Consider the following 14,463-nt stretch of genomic DNA (forward strand, 5'->3'; position numbering starts at 1 on the left):
CAATCTGCTGCCCCCACCGGAGGCCCACAAGGCGCTGAAGTGCGTAGTCCAGTCCACGTCCAATGGGCGTCCAGACCCGCCGGCTAGCTTCTTGACACCGTCGCACCCCGCCCAGCCCACCAACGCCCCAGGGGGAAGAACCGATGAGAGCAGCCACCAGGAAGGCAATCGCGGCGGTGACCGCGGTCGTGTCCACCACGGCGGCGGTCGTGGTAGCCGGGACGGGCAGCGGCTGGGCCCAGGCCCCCGGCGTGCGGGCGTACGGGATCACCGCCGACGGCACCCTGATGGCCACCTTCACCACCGACAAGCCGCAGGTGCTGGACTGGGTCCGCAGCGTCACCGGGCTGACCGGGGACAAGACCCTGCTGGGGATCGACACCCGCGTCCAGGACGGCCTGATGTACGGCTTGGGCAACGCCGGTGGCATCTACTCGATCAAGACCCCGCCCACGACACCCGACGTGGTCTTCACCAAGGTCTCGCAGCTGTCGGTCCCGCTGGAGGGCAGGAACTTCGGCGTCGACTTCAACCCCGCGGCGGACCGGCTGCGGGTGGTCAGCGACACCGGCCAGAACCTGCGGCACAACCTCTCCGACCACAGCACCGTCGAGGACGCGGTGCTGAGCACGCCGCCCGCCGACGGGCCGACCAGGGGCGTCACCGCCGCCGCGTACACCAACAACGACCTCAACCCGGACACCGGAACCCAGCTGGACGTCATCAGCCCGGCCAGCGACGAGCTGATCATCCAGTCGCCCGCCAACAAGGGCCTGCTGGCACCGCTGGGCAAGCTCGGCGTGGACGCGGACGGCAGCGTGGGCTTCGAGATCCACACCGACCTGGTCAACGGCAAGGCGACCGCGCTGACCGGCTTCGCCACGTTCGCCCCCAAGGGTGGCAACGCCACGCTCTACACCGTCAACCTGGTCAACGGCGCGGTGACGCCGGTGGGCCAGTTCCCGCTGGCCATCGCCGACATCACCACCGCCCTCGACACGGACTGACCGCCGCGGGAAGCGCGAGCCCGCCTCGGCCCCGACCCGAGGCGGGCTCGCCGCGTCCGGGTGGGCGGCGGCCTGCCGGACCGCTCTACCGGAGGGCCGCGATACCGGCCAGGAAGATGTCCACGCCCGCGAGGAACTGCTCGCGGTCGTCGTGCTCGCGCAGCCGCGTCGCCGCCTTGTGCACGAACGGGTACCTGTCGGGGTCGAGCCGCGCCCACCGCGCGGCGGCGGTGGACAGCACCACCGCCCGGTCCGCCTCGCCGGAGGCGAGGAGCCTGGCGTTCGCGGCGTTCTGCCCGGCGACTCCGAGGACGTAGTTCACCAGCGCGCCCGCGGCGTCGAAGATCGACCGCTCGGGCACGCCGAGCGCGTGGAGCAGTCCGCCCACGCGCTCGTAGACCTCCAGCAGCGCGGGACGCCACGGCTCCCTGGACAGCTGGGCGCCGACCCAGGGGTGGGCGTCGATGGCGTCGAACAGGCCCAGTGCCACGGCCCGCAGGGCCTGGCGCGGCTCCGCGTCGACGACCACCCCGGTCATCACGCCCGCGACGACCTCGTCGGTGGCCGCCGCGAGCAGGTCGCCCTTGTTCTCGACGTGGTGGTAGATCGCCCCGTAGCCGGTGCTCAAGCGGTCGGTGATCGCGCGCAGGGTCAGCGCGGCCTCGCCGCCCGCGTCCAGCAGCTCGGTCGCGGCCTTGACGATCAGCTCCCTGGACAGCCCGTCCGCGCGCCGTTGGGCCCTCTTCGCCATGGCGCTCATCATGCCGGCTTTGGATCGCCGATCCAAAATCGTGCTAGCGTTTGGATCGCCGATCCAACAAGTGCGCCGGAGGAACCCATGACCACCCCTGTCACGATCATCGGAGCCGGTCTCGGCGGTCTCGTGCTGGCCCGCGTGCTGCACCTGCACGGCGTCCCCGTCACCGTCCACGAGGCGGAGCCATCGCCGACCACGCGCCGCCAGGGCGGGATGCTCGACGTCCAGCCCTGGAGCGGCCAAGCGGCGCTCGACGCGGCGGGCCTGCTCGGGGGATTGCGCGAACTCGTCCTGGAGGGGCGCGAGTCCTACCGGGTCCTCGACCGGACGGGGACCGTGCTGCTCGACCGCCCCGACGACGGCACGGGAGCGCGCCCCGAGGTGCAGCGCGGCGCGCTGCGACGACTGCTGCTCGACTCGCTCCCGCGCGGCACCGTCCGGTGGGGCAGCAAGGTCACCGGTGTGCGGGCGCTGGGCGCGGGCCGCCACGAGGTCAGGCTGGCCGACGGCACCACCGTGGTCACGAACCTGCTCGTCGGCGCGGACGGCGCCTGGTCACGGGTGCGCCCGCTGCTGTCCGACAGCACCCCCCCGGTACACCGGCGTCTGCCTCGTCGAGACGTTCCTGTTCGACGCCGACGCCCGCCATCCCGCCGCCGCGGCGGCGGTCGGCGCCGGATCGCTGTTCGCGCTCGCGCCGGGCAGGGGCCTGCTGGCCCACCGGGAGAGCGGCGGAACCCTGCACGCCTACGCGCAGTTGCTGAAGCCGCGGGACTGGCTCGCCGACGTCGACCCCGACGACGCCGCGACCGTGACCGCGCGGACCGTCGAGGAGTTCGACGGCTGGGCCCCCGAGCTCACCACCCTGATCACCGGCAGCGACACCCCGCCGGTCCTGCGCCGCCTGTTCGCACTGCCCGCCGGACACCGCTGGGACCGCGTGCCGGGGGTGACCCTGCTCGGCGACGCCGCCCACCTCATGCCGCCCAACGGGGAAGGGGCCAACCTGGCCATGCTGGACGGAGCCGAACTCGGCAGGGCCATCGCCGCGCACCCCGACGACCCGGAGGCCGCCCTCGCCGAGTTCGAGCGGGCCATGTTCACGCGCGTGGCCGAAGCCGCGAACGACGACACCTACGAGATCATGCTCGGCGAGGAGGCGCCCCACAGCACGGTCGCCATGCTGACCCCCGCCGAGCGGGTTTCCTGACCCGCGGCGGCTGATCGCCGCGGGTACCGCGCGGCGCGGTCCACCGCGATCACGGCCCCGGCGGCCGAGGGCACCCGTTGCCCTCCCTGGGCTGGTCCGCGCTGTAGAGCGTGCCGATCATCAGCACGCAGCGCGGAACGCCTTCGCCGCCCTCCAAGTCGCGGACGTTGGCGATGGTCAGCACGGCGAGGTTGCGGTCGTTGGCGATGCGCGACTCCCGGAACTCGATGGCCCCGGTCGCGCCCAGGAAGGTCATCTCGCGGAACACCTGGGCGACGGCCGCCCGGTGCGGCGGCGGGTCGGACGCCCCCAGCCGCAGCACCGCGTCCACGAACAGACCAGCCGTGTCGTAGAGGCCGCCGACCCGCTCCCCCGGCCACCGCATCACGGGACGATCCTCGGCGGGCAGCGACGCCAGCTCCTCGCGCAGTTCCCGGTACCCCGCGCAGAAGGCGTCGAGAGCGGAGGCCCCGCCCGCCAGCGACTCCGACCTGCCCTCGACGCAGCGCTGCCCCGCCAGCACCACCAGCCCGCCCATCCCGACGTAGGAGATGCTCAGGCCGTTGAACTCGTTCTGGGCCCGGCCAGGGGCGTGGGCGACGAACCGGGACGTCGCGTCGTCGGCCACGATGTGCGGCAGCGCGGTGGGGTCCGCGCAGTTGCGGCGCACGGTGCGCAGGAAGTCACCGAAGTCGTCCTCCCGCCCCGCGTAGAACACCATCTCGCGGCTGCGGTCGCGCTGGTCGGCGCACAGCGAGGGCAGGTCGGTGGGCGAGTCGTCCCACCCCGTCGTGGACACCCCGACGCCGGTGCCGCCGAGCCGGTCGCGCATGACCTGGACCAGCGAGGTGACGTAGGTGTTGGGCCCGTTGACCGGCGGGTGGTAGATCGTCACCGCCGTCGCCCCGATGCGGCGCGCGTACTCGCTGAGCAGCTCCGCCTGCTTGCCGTTGTCGGGCACCAGCTGGAAGTACAGCGGCGACAGCTCGCCCAGCCCCACCTTGGTCAGCGTGGTGCCCAGCGTCGGGATGCCGTGCCTGCCCAGCTCCGCGATCACCTCCTCGGTCTGGGCGACGCTGCGGTCCAGGCCGACCACGCCCAGGATGCTCGGATCGGCTCGGGTCAGCGGGACGATCATGTCGCGGGCCACGGTCGCGGCGGCGGCCATCCCGGTGCCGCCGTTGGCGACGACCACGCGCAGCAGCGGTTCCGCCGTGGAGGTGGTGGTGTTCTGCTCGCGCTGGCGGATCACCAGGCCCTCCAGCTCCTCCGCCACGGAGTGCTCGGTGGCCGGGGCGCTGTCGTTCGCGGTCAGCCCCGCGAAGTAGACCAGGCTGACGTAGGGGCGGCCGCGGACGTCCCGGTGCAGCCGCTCGGCGATCCGGTTCTGCGCGAAGACGTGCTCCTGCGCCAGGCGCAGCCGCGCGTTCGTGCCGAACACCTGGCTGTCGCGGTCGCTGTAGCCGACGCACTGGTCGTGACCGCCGATGCGGGCCAGCGCGGTGGCGACACCACCGGACACCGCGCCGAAGAAGGCGCAGTCGGCGCGCCAGTGGTCCCTGATCGCCATGACCGGCGCCACCAGCGCGGCCAGCAGCGTGCAGACCGCGATCATCTCCCCCACGCCCCGGCGCGCCAGCCGCGGTTCCGGCCTCGGCTGCTCGCGCGCCTCGGACTCCCACGCCTGCCTGTCCTGGTCGTCCAGCCCGGCGTCGTCGGGCGGAACGGCACCGGGCAGGGTGACGAAGAGGTAGCGGGCGTCCTCGGCGAGCAGCTGCCGCCGCCTGGGCAACCGGTCCTTCCAGGCGCGCAGCGCCTTCTTGGCCACGCTCGGCTTGTTCGGCCCCGGCGGTTCGGCAAGCCGAGCGGGCTGCTCGCGGCTGGCGGTGATGATCAGCAGCGGGTCGAGCTGGCCGGTCTCGTTGCGCACCTCGTTGACCAGCCGCAGCAGTTCCCAGCCACCCGGCGCGTCCACGTTGTCCAGCAGCACCGTGACGTAGGCGGTGCGCCGCAGTCCCCGGCGGCGGGGCAGGAACCGCAGCCTGGTGCGCCGGTAGGCCACCCGCAGGTCTTCCAGGAAGGCGTGCACCAGCAGCTTGCGCACCTGCTCGGGGTTCTCGAAGTTCCGGCGCTCCCGCGTGAGCCGGGCGGCGAAGTCGAGGAAGTCGTGGGAGTGCCTGGGCACCATGTAGGGCTGGCCCATGAACCACCGCCGCTCGCGCCCGAGTCCGGGGACGCGGTCGCGGCCCCAGTACAGGCCGATCAGGCGTCCGGCGAACTTCGCCAGCGCCATCACCAGCTGTGCGCGCTCCCCGGCCTTGTCCGCGACCTCGGCCGCCGGGCCGGACAGCGGGGAGCCGCTGCTCCACGCGCGCAGCGCGGTCTCGACGGGCTCCTCCCGCTTGACCTGCCGGGGCGGCAGCTCCACACCGGTCAGGTGGTGGGCCAGCTCGTAGTGGTCGAACCGCCGGAGCGGGTTGCGGCCCAACTGCTGGTCGCGCAGCTTGACGTGGAGCTGGTGCAGCAGCGGCAGCACGGCCTCCGAGCGCTCGCCGGGCTCGGCCACGTCGACCAGCACGTGCGGCACCTTCGGCAGCTTGGCGTCGAGCGCCTGGTCGAGGCGGGCGAGGAAACCGTCCGCGCCGGGCTCGCGGACCAGGCAGACCAGCGGCAGCGGCAGGTCACCGCGCACGCCGAGTTCGCGGTCCCGCTCGAACAAGCGCGGCCTGCGCACCAGGTTGCGCACCAGCGTCAGCAGGTCGTCGACACCGCGGAACACGGGATTGGACAAAGGCTCCCCACTCACTACTGCGGCGGTTTTCGGGGTTCAACCGTTGTATCACGGGGTCGACCCGGTTGTTGCGCGCTCACGTGCGCCGGAACGGCGTGGCCGGACGATCGCGGGGAGCCGGACGGGCGCTCGGGCCTGCTCGTGCCGCTTCCCGGGTGGCGCCCATCCCGCCACTTCCCCCTGATGAGGCCCCGTGCTGTCGCGAATTTTACGCAGAGTGGAATTGATCAGCCGAACGAGTGAATTCCTTACTTTCGACATGTCCGCGCGCACCTGCGGCGAGCCGCAGACAGAGCACGGTGGCAGCGAACCCGCATTCGTGCGCCTCGCGATTCCGGCGAAAGCGACCCGCCCGGTCCGGCCTTGACCGGTCAGGCCACCGGCGAGCGCTGCCGCGACACCTGGTCAGCGGGGAAGTCCGCGGCCTTGGCAAGCGCTTCCCCCGCTTCGACCTCGGCCAAGGCGGTCCGCAACTGCTCGACGACCGCGGCGTGCCCGGCGGCACCGAGCACCAGCCGATTCGGCGGGTTCTCCCACCCCATCGCCGAGATGACCGCGCGGACGCCGCGTTCGGGGTCTCCCGGCTGCTTGCCGTCCTGCTCGACCATGCCCGCCCGGACGGATTCGAGCATCGGCCGGTAGTCGGCGATGCCCTCCTCGACCGGCTCGTCGGCGAACCCCGCGTAGGCCCGCGTGCGGAACGCTCCCGGCTCCACCGCGAGCACCTTGATCCCCAGCGGCGCGACCTCCTGGCGCAGCACGTCGGTCAGCCCCTCGATCGCGAACTTCGCGGCGGTGTAGAAGCCGAAACCGACGACACCGCGCAGCCCCGCCACCGAGGACATGTTGACGATCCACCCGGAGCGCCGGGCCCGCATCCCCGGCAGCACCGCGCGGGTCGTGGTGACCACCGAGAAGAAGTTCAACTCGAACAGGCGGCGCAGCGCCGTCTCGTCCATCCCCTCCACCGAGCCGTACCAGCCGCGCCCCGCGTTGTTGACCAGCACGTCGATGCCGCCGAACCGCGCTTCGGCCGTCGAGACCGCGGCCCGGACCCGCTCGGCGTCGGTCACGTCCAGGGGCAGGACCAGCACCCGCTCACCGTGGCCGTCGGCCCACTCGGCCAGCTCGTCGGGACGGCGGGCGGTCAGCACGACGCGGTCGCCCAGTTCGAGCGCGGCCTCGGCGTAGGCCATGCCGAACCCGCCAGGGGTGCCACCGGTGATGAACCAGGTCTTCATGCGTTCCTCCGGGTGATTCGCGGGAGGCGGGCCGGTCGGGCGCGCTGGAGCGGCACCCCTGCCGAAGGTGATCGCCTGCCCGCGCGGAGCGGATCTCCCCGATGCCACGGGCAGCGGGAGTCGCCGTCGATGCGACGGCCAAGTGACTTCTAAGTTAGCAGCCACTCCCGACGCGAGCAACCCCGCCCCGCCGCGCACGGCGGTCCACCACGCCCGGCGCACCGACCGCCGATCATCCACAGTGAACGGACGACGTCGGCGGCGACGTCGCGTCAGCGGCGATCCGAGGCCGTCGGCGTCACCGACCCGACCGCCCGCCGACCGCCTCGGCGGTGGCGGCGTAGCGGTCCCGGAAGGCGGCGCTGGCGGCGGGGCCCGCGGTGAAGACGAAGTCGTCGCCGTCGACCCGCCGCCCGGTCTTCCGGTCGACCAGGACGGGCTCCGCCTCCTCCCCGGTCTCCGCGTCGACGAGGATCATGCTGCGCTCGGCGGGATCGAGCCGGGCGTTCCCCCACGCGGCGAGCGCGACGACCACCGGGCGCAACGACCGGCCGAGCTCGGTCAGCACGTACTCGTACCGCACCGGGTTGGTCTGGTACGGCTTCTTCTCCAGCAGCCCGTTGGCCACGAGGGTCTTGAGCCTGCTGGTCAGCATGCTGGTGGAGATCTTGAGGTTGTCCTGGAACTGGTCGAAGCGGCTGTAGCCGTCGAAGCAGTCGTGCAGGATCAGCAGCGTCCACCACTCGCCGACGTAGCCCAGGGCCGTCGACAGCGGGCACTCGCGGTCCTCCAGTCGGATCTTCGCCGCCACGTGTTGACCTCCCACGAGTCACTGCTAACATCGAAGTCATTCGCTTCTATTCTAGCAGTCACAGGGTGCCCTGGCGGCGACCGCGCCACCGACGTCAGCGGTGCGCCCACCGCAGCTCCACCCGCACGAACAGGAGACCGGCATGACGACCACCATCACCGCACCCCGGATCATCCAGCGCTACTTCGAGCGCGCCTCTTCCCCGGACACCGAGGCGTACCTGGAGCTGTTCACCGATGACGCCCTCGTCGAGGACGAGGGCCGGGAGCACGTGGGCATCGACGCCATCCGGGCCTGGCGCGCCGAGGTCCCCCTCGTGGAGCACGTGGTCACCGGTGTCGAACCGGCCGCCACCGGACTGGTGGTGACCTGCACGATCACCGGCGACTTCCCCGGCAGCCCGATCGCGGGCATGAGGTTCCACTTCGAGCGGTTCGACGAGCGGCACGTGAAGGTGCTGCGCATCCGCGTCTGAGCGAATCGGGAACGCGCAGCGGCCAGGGCGGCCGTCGAATCCTGCCCCGGCGCGGGTGATCCGATTTGCCCAATTGCGCCGCGAGGCACCACCCGGCGAGTAGGTGGCAGTGCGATTATCGGCGGGTTGCCCCGGACCGGCGCGGGCGTGGCGACCCGGTTCACCGGAAGAAAAGGAGAAAAGCTTGCTCAGGCGCGTCCGCGGCACTGCCGCCACAGCGTCGCCCGGTTCACCCCTCGGGCTCGCCGCCACCGGTTCGCGGGTGCCTTTCCACTCCCGGTGACTTCACCGGCGGCAAGATCAGCTGCTCGCTGCCGCGGTTCGGCGGTTGGAACTTCCTGACCCCCCAGTGACCGCAGGAGCTCGATGACACCTCTCCCCGCCAGGGCGGATGGCGATCGCCTAGCCGCCGGTCGAGCAGTCCGCCGGGGCGGCGTCGAACAGCCGCGTCCGGTTGGCGAAATCGATCAGCGGCTGCAGCGCCGCGACCAGCGCGACGCCGTCGGCCGTCGGCCGGTAGCGCACGGTCACCGGGGTCGTCGGCACGACCGTGCGGTTCATCAGCCCGCACCGGGTCAGTTCCTTCAACCGCTGCGACAGAACGCTGTCGGAAATTCCGCCGACCATCGCCCGGTACTGGCCGAATCGTTCGGCACCGCGCATTCCGGCGAGGATGATCAATCCCACCCAGCGGCGGCCCACCAGTTCCAGCAGTGGGACGAAAGTCCGACAGCGCTCGTCGTCGTGCGCTGTGGGCCAGGCCCTTTCGGCATTCGCGCTCACCACGCGATGCTACCGCGATGCGAGCGCCACGCGAAGCGTCCGCTCACTCTTTCCCATTGCGCCGGTGAGGAGCGAACTCCTCGGGGTACATCGTCATGTTGTACCGCCGCAGGGGGTCTTCGATCGCCTTGAACTGCTCCTCGTTCCACGGCACCCCGATGTTCCGCGGCGTCGGCGGCTCGCCGACCTCCAGCCAGAAGTCCTCGGCGCCGCCGGGGGTGAAGAAGACGAGGAGCTTCGCGGTCCCGCTGCCCACGTTGGTGTAGCCGTGCCGGGTGCCGCGCGGGATGAACACGAAGTCGCCCGCGCGGCAGAGCCGCCTGGTGTCGCCGTTGAGGAACTCGACGTCGCCGGAGACGAGGTAGAAGGCCTCGTCCTCGGTGCCGTGCGCGTGCGGGTCGGCGCCGATGCCCGGTGGGACGTCGGCCTCCAGGAACCCCAGGGAGCCGGTGGAGAGCGCGGCCCTGAGCTTCACGGTGAAGACGTCGCCGTTGATCACCCTGGTCTCGCCTTCCCCGCTCGGCACGATCACGGCGCGGCGGGCCGTCCAGGCGGGGTCGTCGGCGGTGGGCGGGAAGAAGGTCATGACAACTCCTCGAGGAATTCGATGATGGTTTTCGACACGATTTCGGGCTGCTCCTGCTGCACCCAGTGCCCGGCGCCGGGAACGACCAGCGTCCGACGAAAACCGGGGTGCTCGTCCGGGAGCCGCTCGACGAGTTCCGGGACACCGGGCATGAATCGCACCACGTCCCGCTCCCCCAGGACGAGCATGGCGGGCGCGGTCAACCGGACGCCTTCGAACGGCGCGGTCAACTCCCAGTTGCGGTCCAGATTGCGGTAGAAGGCGAGGGAAGGGGTGAATCCGTGCACCTCGTAGGGGCGCGCGAAAGCGTCGAAATCCCGCTCGGACAGCCAGTCGGACAGTCGTCCGGGGTCGCGCCACGTGCCGAGCATCCCCGCACCGGGGCGGACCACCATCCGCTGGTCGACGTCGTCGGCCGGGTTCTCGTAGCTCAGCGTGTGCAGCATCCCCCGCAACGTCGCCCGCGGGTCGCTGTCGAACTCGGCGTCGGCCACCCCCTGGTCCTGGAAGTAGTCCAGGTAGAACCGCCTGCCGTCCGGGAACACGCCCTTCGAGCCGGTGGCCATGCCGACCGGTCCTCTCGGGATCGGCGGTCCGCTGATCCCGATGACGCCGCGCACGAGGTCGGGCCGCATCATCGCGAGCCCCCAGGCGGGCACGCTGCCCCAGTCGTGGCCGACCACGACGGCCCGGTCGGCCCCGGCCGCCGCGATCAGCGCGACCACATCCCCCACGTAGTGCACGACGGAGTAGTCCTCCACCCGCTCGGGGCGACCGCTCTCCCCGAAACCCCGCAAATCCGGAGCGATCACCTGAAAACCCGCGGCGGATATCGCTTCGACCTGGTGGCGCCATGAGTGGTGATTCTCCGGGAAACCGTGCAACAGCACGACGAGCGGCCCGGTCCCGCTCCGGGTGAATGCCAGGTTCACCCCGTTGGCGTTGATGTACCGCATTTCTTCCACACCGACAGGGTGAACGCCGGTCCGGAGCGCGGCAAGCGGCCCGCTAGTAGCTAGTTTCTTGCTAGCGAGATGCTGTCAGCGGTTTCCGCGCGGTCGTCACTTCCTGCCCGTGACCACCGTCACCACCTGATGTCGGGCACCGCGGGTGCCTCGGTCGGGCGTGCGGCTCACCGGACGTCGGTGGTCTCGGTCAGCGCGGCGGCCCTGCGGGTGCGGCAGCTCCAGTGGCACAGCTGCTCGGGGCACACGCAGCGCGGTCGCAGCGCGAACCTGGTGGCCCCACCGTCGTGGTGGACGGTGGCGTCCACGTCGAACACCTCCGCGATCGCGGTCGGGGTGAGCACCTCCTCGGGCCTGCCGTGCCCGACGACGCGGCCCGCTCGCAGCACGGCGACGGTGTCGGCGTAGCAGGCGGCCAGATCCAGGCTGTGCAGCGCGGCCAGCACGGTGATGCCCAGGTCGCGGACGAGTTCGAGGATGTCGAGCTGGTGGCGGATGTCGAGGTGGTTGGTCGGCTCGTCCAGCACCAGCAGCCGGGGCTGCTGGGCCAGTGCGCGGGCCAGCAGCACCCGCTGGCGCTCGCCGCCGGACAGCTCGCCCACCCTCCGGTCCCGGTAGGGCGTCAGGCCGGTGCGCTCCACGGCCTCGTCGACGGCCGCCCGGTCGGCGCGGGTGAACCTGTCGAACAGCCCGAGGTGGGGAGTGCGGCCCAGGGCCACGGTCTCGGCGACGGTGAACTCGAACCCGGTGTGCTGCTCCTGCATGAGCACGCCGGTGTGCCGGGCCGCCTCGGCGGCGGGCATCGCCCACAGGTCGCGGCCGTCGAGCCGGACCGCGCCCGCGTCCGGGCGGCGAGCGCGGTAGACCGCGCGCAGCAGGGTGGACTTGCCGCTGCCGTTGGGACCGACCAGCGCGGTGAACTGCCCTGGGTGCACGGTCAGGTCGACCTCGTGGAGGACCGGGCGGCCCCCCAGCACGACCGAGACGGCGTCGATGTCGAGCCTCATGACGCGCTCTCCTGGGTGGCCAGGCCGCGAGCCCGCATGACCAGCAGGAAGAACGGCACGCCGAGGAACGCGGTGAGGATGCCGATCGGCAGCTCCGCCGGCGAGATCAGCATCCGCGCGGCCACGTCGGCCCACAGCAGGAACAGCGCGCCGAGCAGGGCGGTGACCGGCAGCATCCGCCGGTGGTCGGCACCGACCAGCATCCGGGCCAGGTGCGGCACGATGAGCCCGACGAACCCGATCCCGCCGGAGACGGCGACGACGGTGCCGGTCACCAGGGTGGTGAGGATCAGCAGGTACCAGCGCAGCCTGCTGGTGTTGACGCCGAGGGCGGCTCCCGCCTCCTCGCCGAGCACCAGCGCGTTCAGCCGCCGCGCCCGCACCAGCAGCAGCGCGACACCTCCCGCGACCACCGCGGCGGGCACCGGCAAGGTGGCCCACTGCGCGCCGGACAGCCCACCGAGGAGCCAGAAGATGATCTGCTGCTGGGCGGCGGAGCTGTCGGTGCGGGCGAGCGCGAACGAGGTGACCCCGGCGAACAGGTGCCCGATGGCCACGCCGACCAGGATCAGCCGCACCGGCAGCAGCCGACCGCGGTGGCGGGCCATCACCAGCACCACCGCCATCGCGGCGGCGGCACCGGCGAACGCCGCCACCGGCAGGGTCAGCGCGCCCAGCGCCGCGACTCCGGTGGTCAGCACCAGGACCGCGCCCACCGAGGCGCCGTGCGACAGGCCGAGCAGGTACGGGTCGGCGACCGGGTTGCGCACGACGCCCTGCACGACGGCCCCGGCCAGTGCCAGGCCCGCGCCCACGACGGCGCCGAGCAGCACGCGCGGGAAGCGGATGCGCCAGATGATCAGGTCGCTGGTGGCCGCGGTGTCACCGCCACCGGTCAGGTGGTGGGCGAGGATGCGGGCCACCTCGTCGGCGGGGACACCGACCGGGCCGACACCGGTGGCCAGCAGCGTCGACCCGGCCAGCGCGGCGGCCAGCACCGCGAGCAGGGCTGGGTAGGGCAGGACCGCCGCGCGCGGCCGCCGCGCGCGGGAGGCGTCCGGGGCCGCGAGCTCGTCGATGGTGGTGGTCATGTCAGCCCCCGCGCATCTGGGTCGCGAGCTGCTCCAGGCCGTCGACGTTGAGCGGGCTGGGGAAGGACACCCGGAACTGCGAGGTCGAGACGATCCTCCCGCGCTTGGCGGCGGTCGTGTTCGCCAGCAGCGGGTTGTCCTTGACCGCGTCGACCAGCTCCGGCCCCCTCACCTTGGCGAAGGTGTAGTCCGTGACGACCCAGATCACCTCCGGGTCGCGCTGGACGACCTGCTCGGGCGAGACCTCCGCGTGCATCGAGGAGATGTCGGTGAACAGGCTCTGCCCGCCTGCCATGGTGATCAGGGCGTGCGCGATGGTGTTGACGCCCGCGGTCTGGATCGGTTGCCCCGCCACCGGGTTGTCCTGCAGCACCAGCACGCGGGGCTTCGCCCCCGCCGGACCGGCCCGGTCGGCCACCGCCCGCGCACGTGCCCGCAGCTCCGAGACGACCTGCTCGGCGCGGTCGGGGACGCGGAACACGGCACCGAGCTTGCGCAGGTAGTCGTAGGTCGGGGTGAGGTCGGTCAGCGCGCCGCCACCGCCCGCGTCCCCGCCCTCGGGCATGCACGCGGTCAGCCCCTTGACGCCCATCGTGGTCAGGTCGGCGTCCTTCGGGCTGCCGGGTGGACCGCCGAACGCCGAGAAGGCGGTCACCACCACGTCCGGCCGCTGCGCCGCGACGACCTCGGTGACCGGCGGCTTGTCCGACAGCACCGGGATCTTCGCGAGCTGCTCGCGGTGGGGTGAGGTGTCCGCGGCGAACGGGGCGGGGAAGCCGGTGCCCACGACCTTGTCCGCCAAGCCGAGCCGGACCAGGGCCTGCGCGGCGTACCCGTCCAGCGCCACCACCCGCTCCGGCGTGGTGCCGAACGTGACGTCCCGGCCCGCGCAGTCCTCGACGGTGACCGGTCCGGTCGCCGAGGACGCCGCCCCCGCCGAGGACCGGCTCTGCGCGTCGCCGCACGCGGTCACCGCGAGCAGCGGCAGCACCGCGCCCAGGACCAGCAGTGCTCGCCTCACCAAGCGCTCGCTTCCCGCTCGTCGGCCGCAGTCCGCGACTCGTGCCGCCCGGAGCGCCACAGCGGTTCCCTGCGCTCGTACTCCAGGACCCGCTGCGCGAAGCCCGCCGCCTCCGGCCCGCGGAACCTCTCCAGCAGCCACAGCGCCAGGTCCAGACCGGAGGTGATGCCGCCCGCGGTGACCAGGTCGCCGTCGTCGACCACGCGCGCCTCGACCGGCTCGCCACCGGCCGCGGCCAGGTCGTCGACGGCCCGGTGGTGCGTGGTGCACGGCCGCCCGGTCACCAGACCTGCCGCCGCCAGCAGCAGCGCGCCCGTGCAGACCGAGGCGAAGACCAGGCCGGGCCGGGCCGCCGCGGCCAGCGCGGCGGGCAGCCGCCCGTCGACGATCTCGGCGCGCACCCCGACCGTTCCACCCGTCGCGTACCCGCCTCCCGGCACGATCAGCACGTCCGCGTTCCGGGGCGCCCACGGGCCCCCGTGCAGGGTCAACCCGCCCTGGGTGGTCGCCTTGGCCGGCCCCGCGACCGCGGTCAGCCGCACCGCCACGCCGAGACCGGCGCGGCCCGCCAGGCTCAGCACCGAGAACGGCCCCACCACGTCCAAGTCGTCCATGCCGTCGAAGACGGCGATGTCCACGCGCAAGACTGCAACTCCTCACCGCTGTCGTGTCGGCTCGCGGCGACCGGCGGTCGCCACTCGGCGCGACTCCCGGAAGA

Annotated in this window: 14 protein-coding genes and 1 pseudogene; 4 read left to right on the forward strand and 11 right to left on the reverse strand. The window is 72.4% G+C overall.

Annotation, left to right across the window (positions count from 1 at the left end):
• Nucleotides 1-143 precede the first annotated feature (143 nt).
• Entirely contained in the window at nucleotides 144-1,007 is an 864-nt protein-coding gene (locus JOF41_RS16635; protein ID WP_189225202.1) for a DUF4394 domain-containing protein, read from the forward strand.
• 85 nt (nucleotides 1,008-1,092) lie between these two features.
• On the opposite strand, the gene JOF41_RS16640 is transcribed toward JOF41_RS16635, so the two are convergent.
• Complete coding sequence (locus JOF41_RS16640; protein ID WP_189225201.1) at nucleotides 1,093-1,758, reverse strand: TetR/AcrR family transcriptional regulator; 666 nt, start codon at nucleotides 1,756-1,758, stop codon at nucleotides 1,093-1,095.
• Between the two features lie 87 nt (nucleotides 1,759-1,845).
• Between JOF41_RS16640 and JOF41_RS38610 the strand changes: the two are divergent.
• Both JOF41_RS38610 and JOF41_RS38615 read left to right on the forward strand, forming a co-directional pair.
• Nucleotides 1,846-2,466 (forward strand): annotated as a pseudogene (locus JOF41_RS38610) (FAD-dependent oxidoreductase); the annotation flags it as partial.
• Nucleotides 2,467-2,743: 277 nt separating this feature from the next.
• The gene (locus tag JOF41_RS38615) at nucleotides 2,744-2,974 is read left to right on the forward strand and encodes a hypothetical protein (protein WP_209624253.1); all 231 of its coding nucleotides are present in this window, start codon (nucleotides 2,744-2,746) and stop codon (nucleotides 2,972-2,974) included.
• Nucleotides 2,975-3,023: 49 nt separating this feature from the next.
• Here JOF41_RS38615 and JOF41_RS16655 read toward each other — a convergent pair whose 3' ends face one another.
• The 3 genes from JOF41_RS16655 to JOF41_RS16665 form a co-directional block, all read right to left on the reverse strand.
• A complete protein-coding gene (locus JOF41_RS16655) occupies nucleotides 3,024-5,765 on the reverse strand; it encodes a type 1 periplasmic-binding domain-containing protein (RefSeq protein ID WP_189225199.1) in 2,742 nt (913 codons plus the stop codon).
• Nucleotides 5,766-6,136: 371 nt separating this feature from the next.
• On the reverse strand, nucleotides 6,137-7,006 hold the full coding sequence (locus JOF41_RS16660) for an SDR family NAD(P)-dependent oxidoreductase (RefSeq protein WP_189225198.1): 870 nt from the start codon (nucleotides 7,004-7,006) through the stop codon (nucleotides 6,137-6,139).
• Between the two features lie 298 nt (nucleotides 7,007-7,304).
• Entirely contained in the window at nucleotides 7,305-7,817 is a 513-nt protein-coding gene (locus JOF41_RS16665; RefSeq protein WP_209620055.1) for a winged helix-turn-helix transcriptional regulator, read from the reverse strand.
• A gap of 142 nt (nucleotides 7,818-7,959) precedes the next feature.
• Between JOF41_RS16665 and JOF41_RS16670 the strand changes: the two genes are divergently transcribed.
• Nucleotides 7,960-8,292, forward strand: a complete 333-nt coding sequence (locus tag JOF41_RS16670; RefSeq protein WP_189225196.1) for a nuclear transport factor 2 family protein — start codon at nucleotides 7,960-7,962, stop codon at nucleotides 8,290-8,292.
• Nucleotides 8,293-8,694: 402 nt separating this feature from the next.
• On the opposite strand, the gene JOF41_RS16675 is transcribed toward JOF41_RS16670, so the two are convergent.
• From JOF41_RS16675 to JOF41_RS16705, 7 genes are all read right to left on the reverse strand, one after another.
• Complete coding sequence (locus JOF41_RS16675; protein ID WP_209620058.1) at nucleotides 8,695-9,075, reverse strand: winged helix-turn-helix transcriptional regulator; 381 nt, start codon at nucleotides 9,073-9,075, stop codon at nucleotides 8,695-8,697.
• Nucleotides 9,076-9,118: 43 nt separating this feature from the next.
• On the reverse strand, nucleotides 9,119-9,661 hold the full coding sequence (locus JOF41_RS16680; protein WP_189225194.1) for a cupin domain-containing protein: 543 nt from the start codon (nucleotides 9,659-9,661) through the stop codon (nucleotides 9,119-9,121).
• Nucleotides 9,658-10,617, reverse strand: coding sequence for an alpha/beta fold hydrolase (locus JOF41_RS16685; RefSeq protein WP_244991206.1), 960 nt, complete (start codon nucleotides 10,615-10,617; stop codon nucleotides 9,658-9,660). The genes JOF41_RS16680 and JOF41_RS16685 overlap by 4 nt, the downstream gene beginning before the upstream one ends.
• Nucleotides 10,618-10,793: 176 nt before the next feature.
• Complete coding sequence (locus JOF41_RS16690; protein WP_209620062.1) at nucleotides 10,794-11,633, reverse strand: ABC transporter ATP-binding protein; 840 nt, start codon at nucleotides 11,631-11,633, stop codon at nucleotides 10,794-10,796.
• On the reverse strand, nucleotides 11,630-12,724 hold the full coding sequence (locus tag JOF41_RS16695) for a FecCD family ABC transporter permease (protein WP_209620065.1): 1,095 nt from the start codon (nucleotides 12,722-12,724) through the stop codon (nucleotides 11,630-11,632). The genes JOF41_RS16690 and JOF41_RS16695 overlap by 4 nt, the downstream gene beginning before the upstream one ends.
• 1 nt (nucleotide 12,725) lies before the next feature.
• Nucleotides 12,726-13,745 (reverse strand): ABC transporter substrate-binding protein, encoded by a 1,020-nt coding sequence (locus tag JOF41_RS16700; RefSeq protein ID WP_209620068.1) that lies wholly within the window; start codon nucleotides 13,743-13,745, stop codon nucleotides 12,726-12,728.
• Nucleotides 13,742-14,383, reverse strand: coding sequence for a DJ-1/PfpI family protein (locus tag JOF41_RS16705; protein ID WP_307867714.1), 642 nt, complete (start codon nucleotides 14,381-14,383; stop codon nucleotides 13,742-13,744). The genes JOF41_RS16700 and JOF41_RS16705 overlap by 4 nt, the downstream gene beginning before the upstream one ends.
• Nucleotides 14,384-14,463: the final 80 nt, after the last annotated feature.

Origin of the sequence: Saccharothrix coeruleofusca, assembly GCF_017876325.1 — a bacterium.
Classification (GTDB): Bacteria; Actinomycetota; Actinomycetes; order Mycobacteriales; family Pseudonocardiaceae; genus Actinosynnema; species Actinosynnema coeruleofuscum.

What these genes read in the sequence shown, in the direction of transcription:
- JOF41_RS16635 (WP_189225202.1), top strand. Translation starts at nt 144, where the DNA reads ATGAGAGCAGCCACCAGGAAGGCAATCGCGGCGGTGACCGCGGTCGTG.
- JOF41_RS38615 (WP_209624253.1), top strand. Translation starts at nt 2,744, where the DNA reads ATGCCGCCCAACGGGGAAGGGGCCAACCTGGCCATGCTGGACGGAGCC.
- JOF41_RS16660 (WP_189225198.1), bottom strand. Translation starts at nt 7,006, where the DNA reads ATGAAGACCTGGTTCATCACCGGTGGCACCCCTGGCGGGTTCGGCATG.
- JOF41_RS16695 (WP_209620065.1), bottom strand. Translation starts at nt 12,724, where the DNA reads ATGACCACCACCATCGACGAGCTCGCGGCCCCGGACGCCTCCCGCGCG.
- JOF41_RS16680 (WP_189225194.1), bottom strand. Translation starts at nt 9,661, where the DNA reads ATGACCTTCTTCCCGCCCACCGCCGACGACCCCGCCTGGACGGCCCGC.
- JOF41_RS16670 (WP_189225196.1), top strand. Translation starts at nt 7,960, where the DNA reads ATGACGACCACCATCACCGCACCCCGGATCATCCAGCGCTACTTCGAG.
- JOF41_RS16685 (WP_244991206.1), bottom strand. Translation starts at nt 10,617, where the DNA reads ATGCGGTACATCAACGCCAACGGGGTGAACCTGGCATTCACCCGGAGC.
- JOF41_RS16690 (WP_209620062.1), bottom strand. Translation starts at nt 11,633, where the DNA reads ATGAGGCTCGACATCGACGCCGTCTCGGTCGTGCTGGGGGGCCGCCCG.
- JOF41_RS16640 (WP_189225201.1), bottom strand. Translation starts at nt 1,758, where the DNA reads ATGGCGAAGAGGGCCCAACGGCGCGCGGACGGGCTGTCCAGGGAGCTG.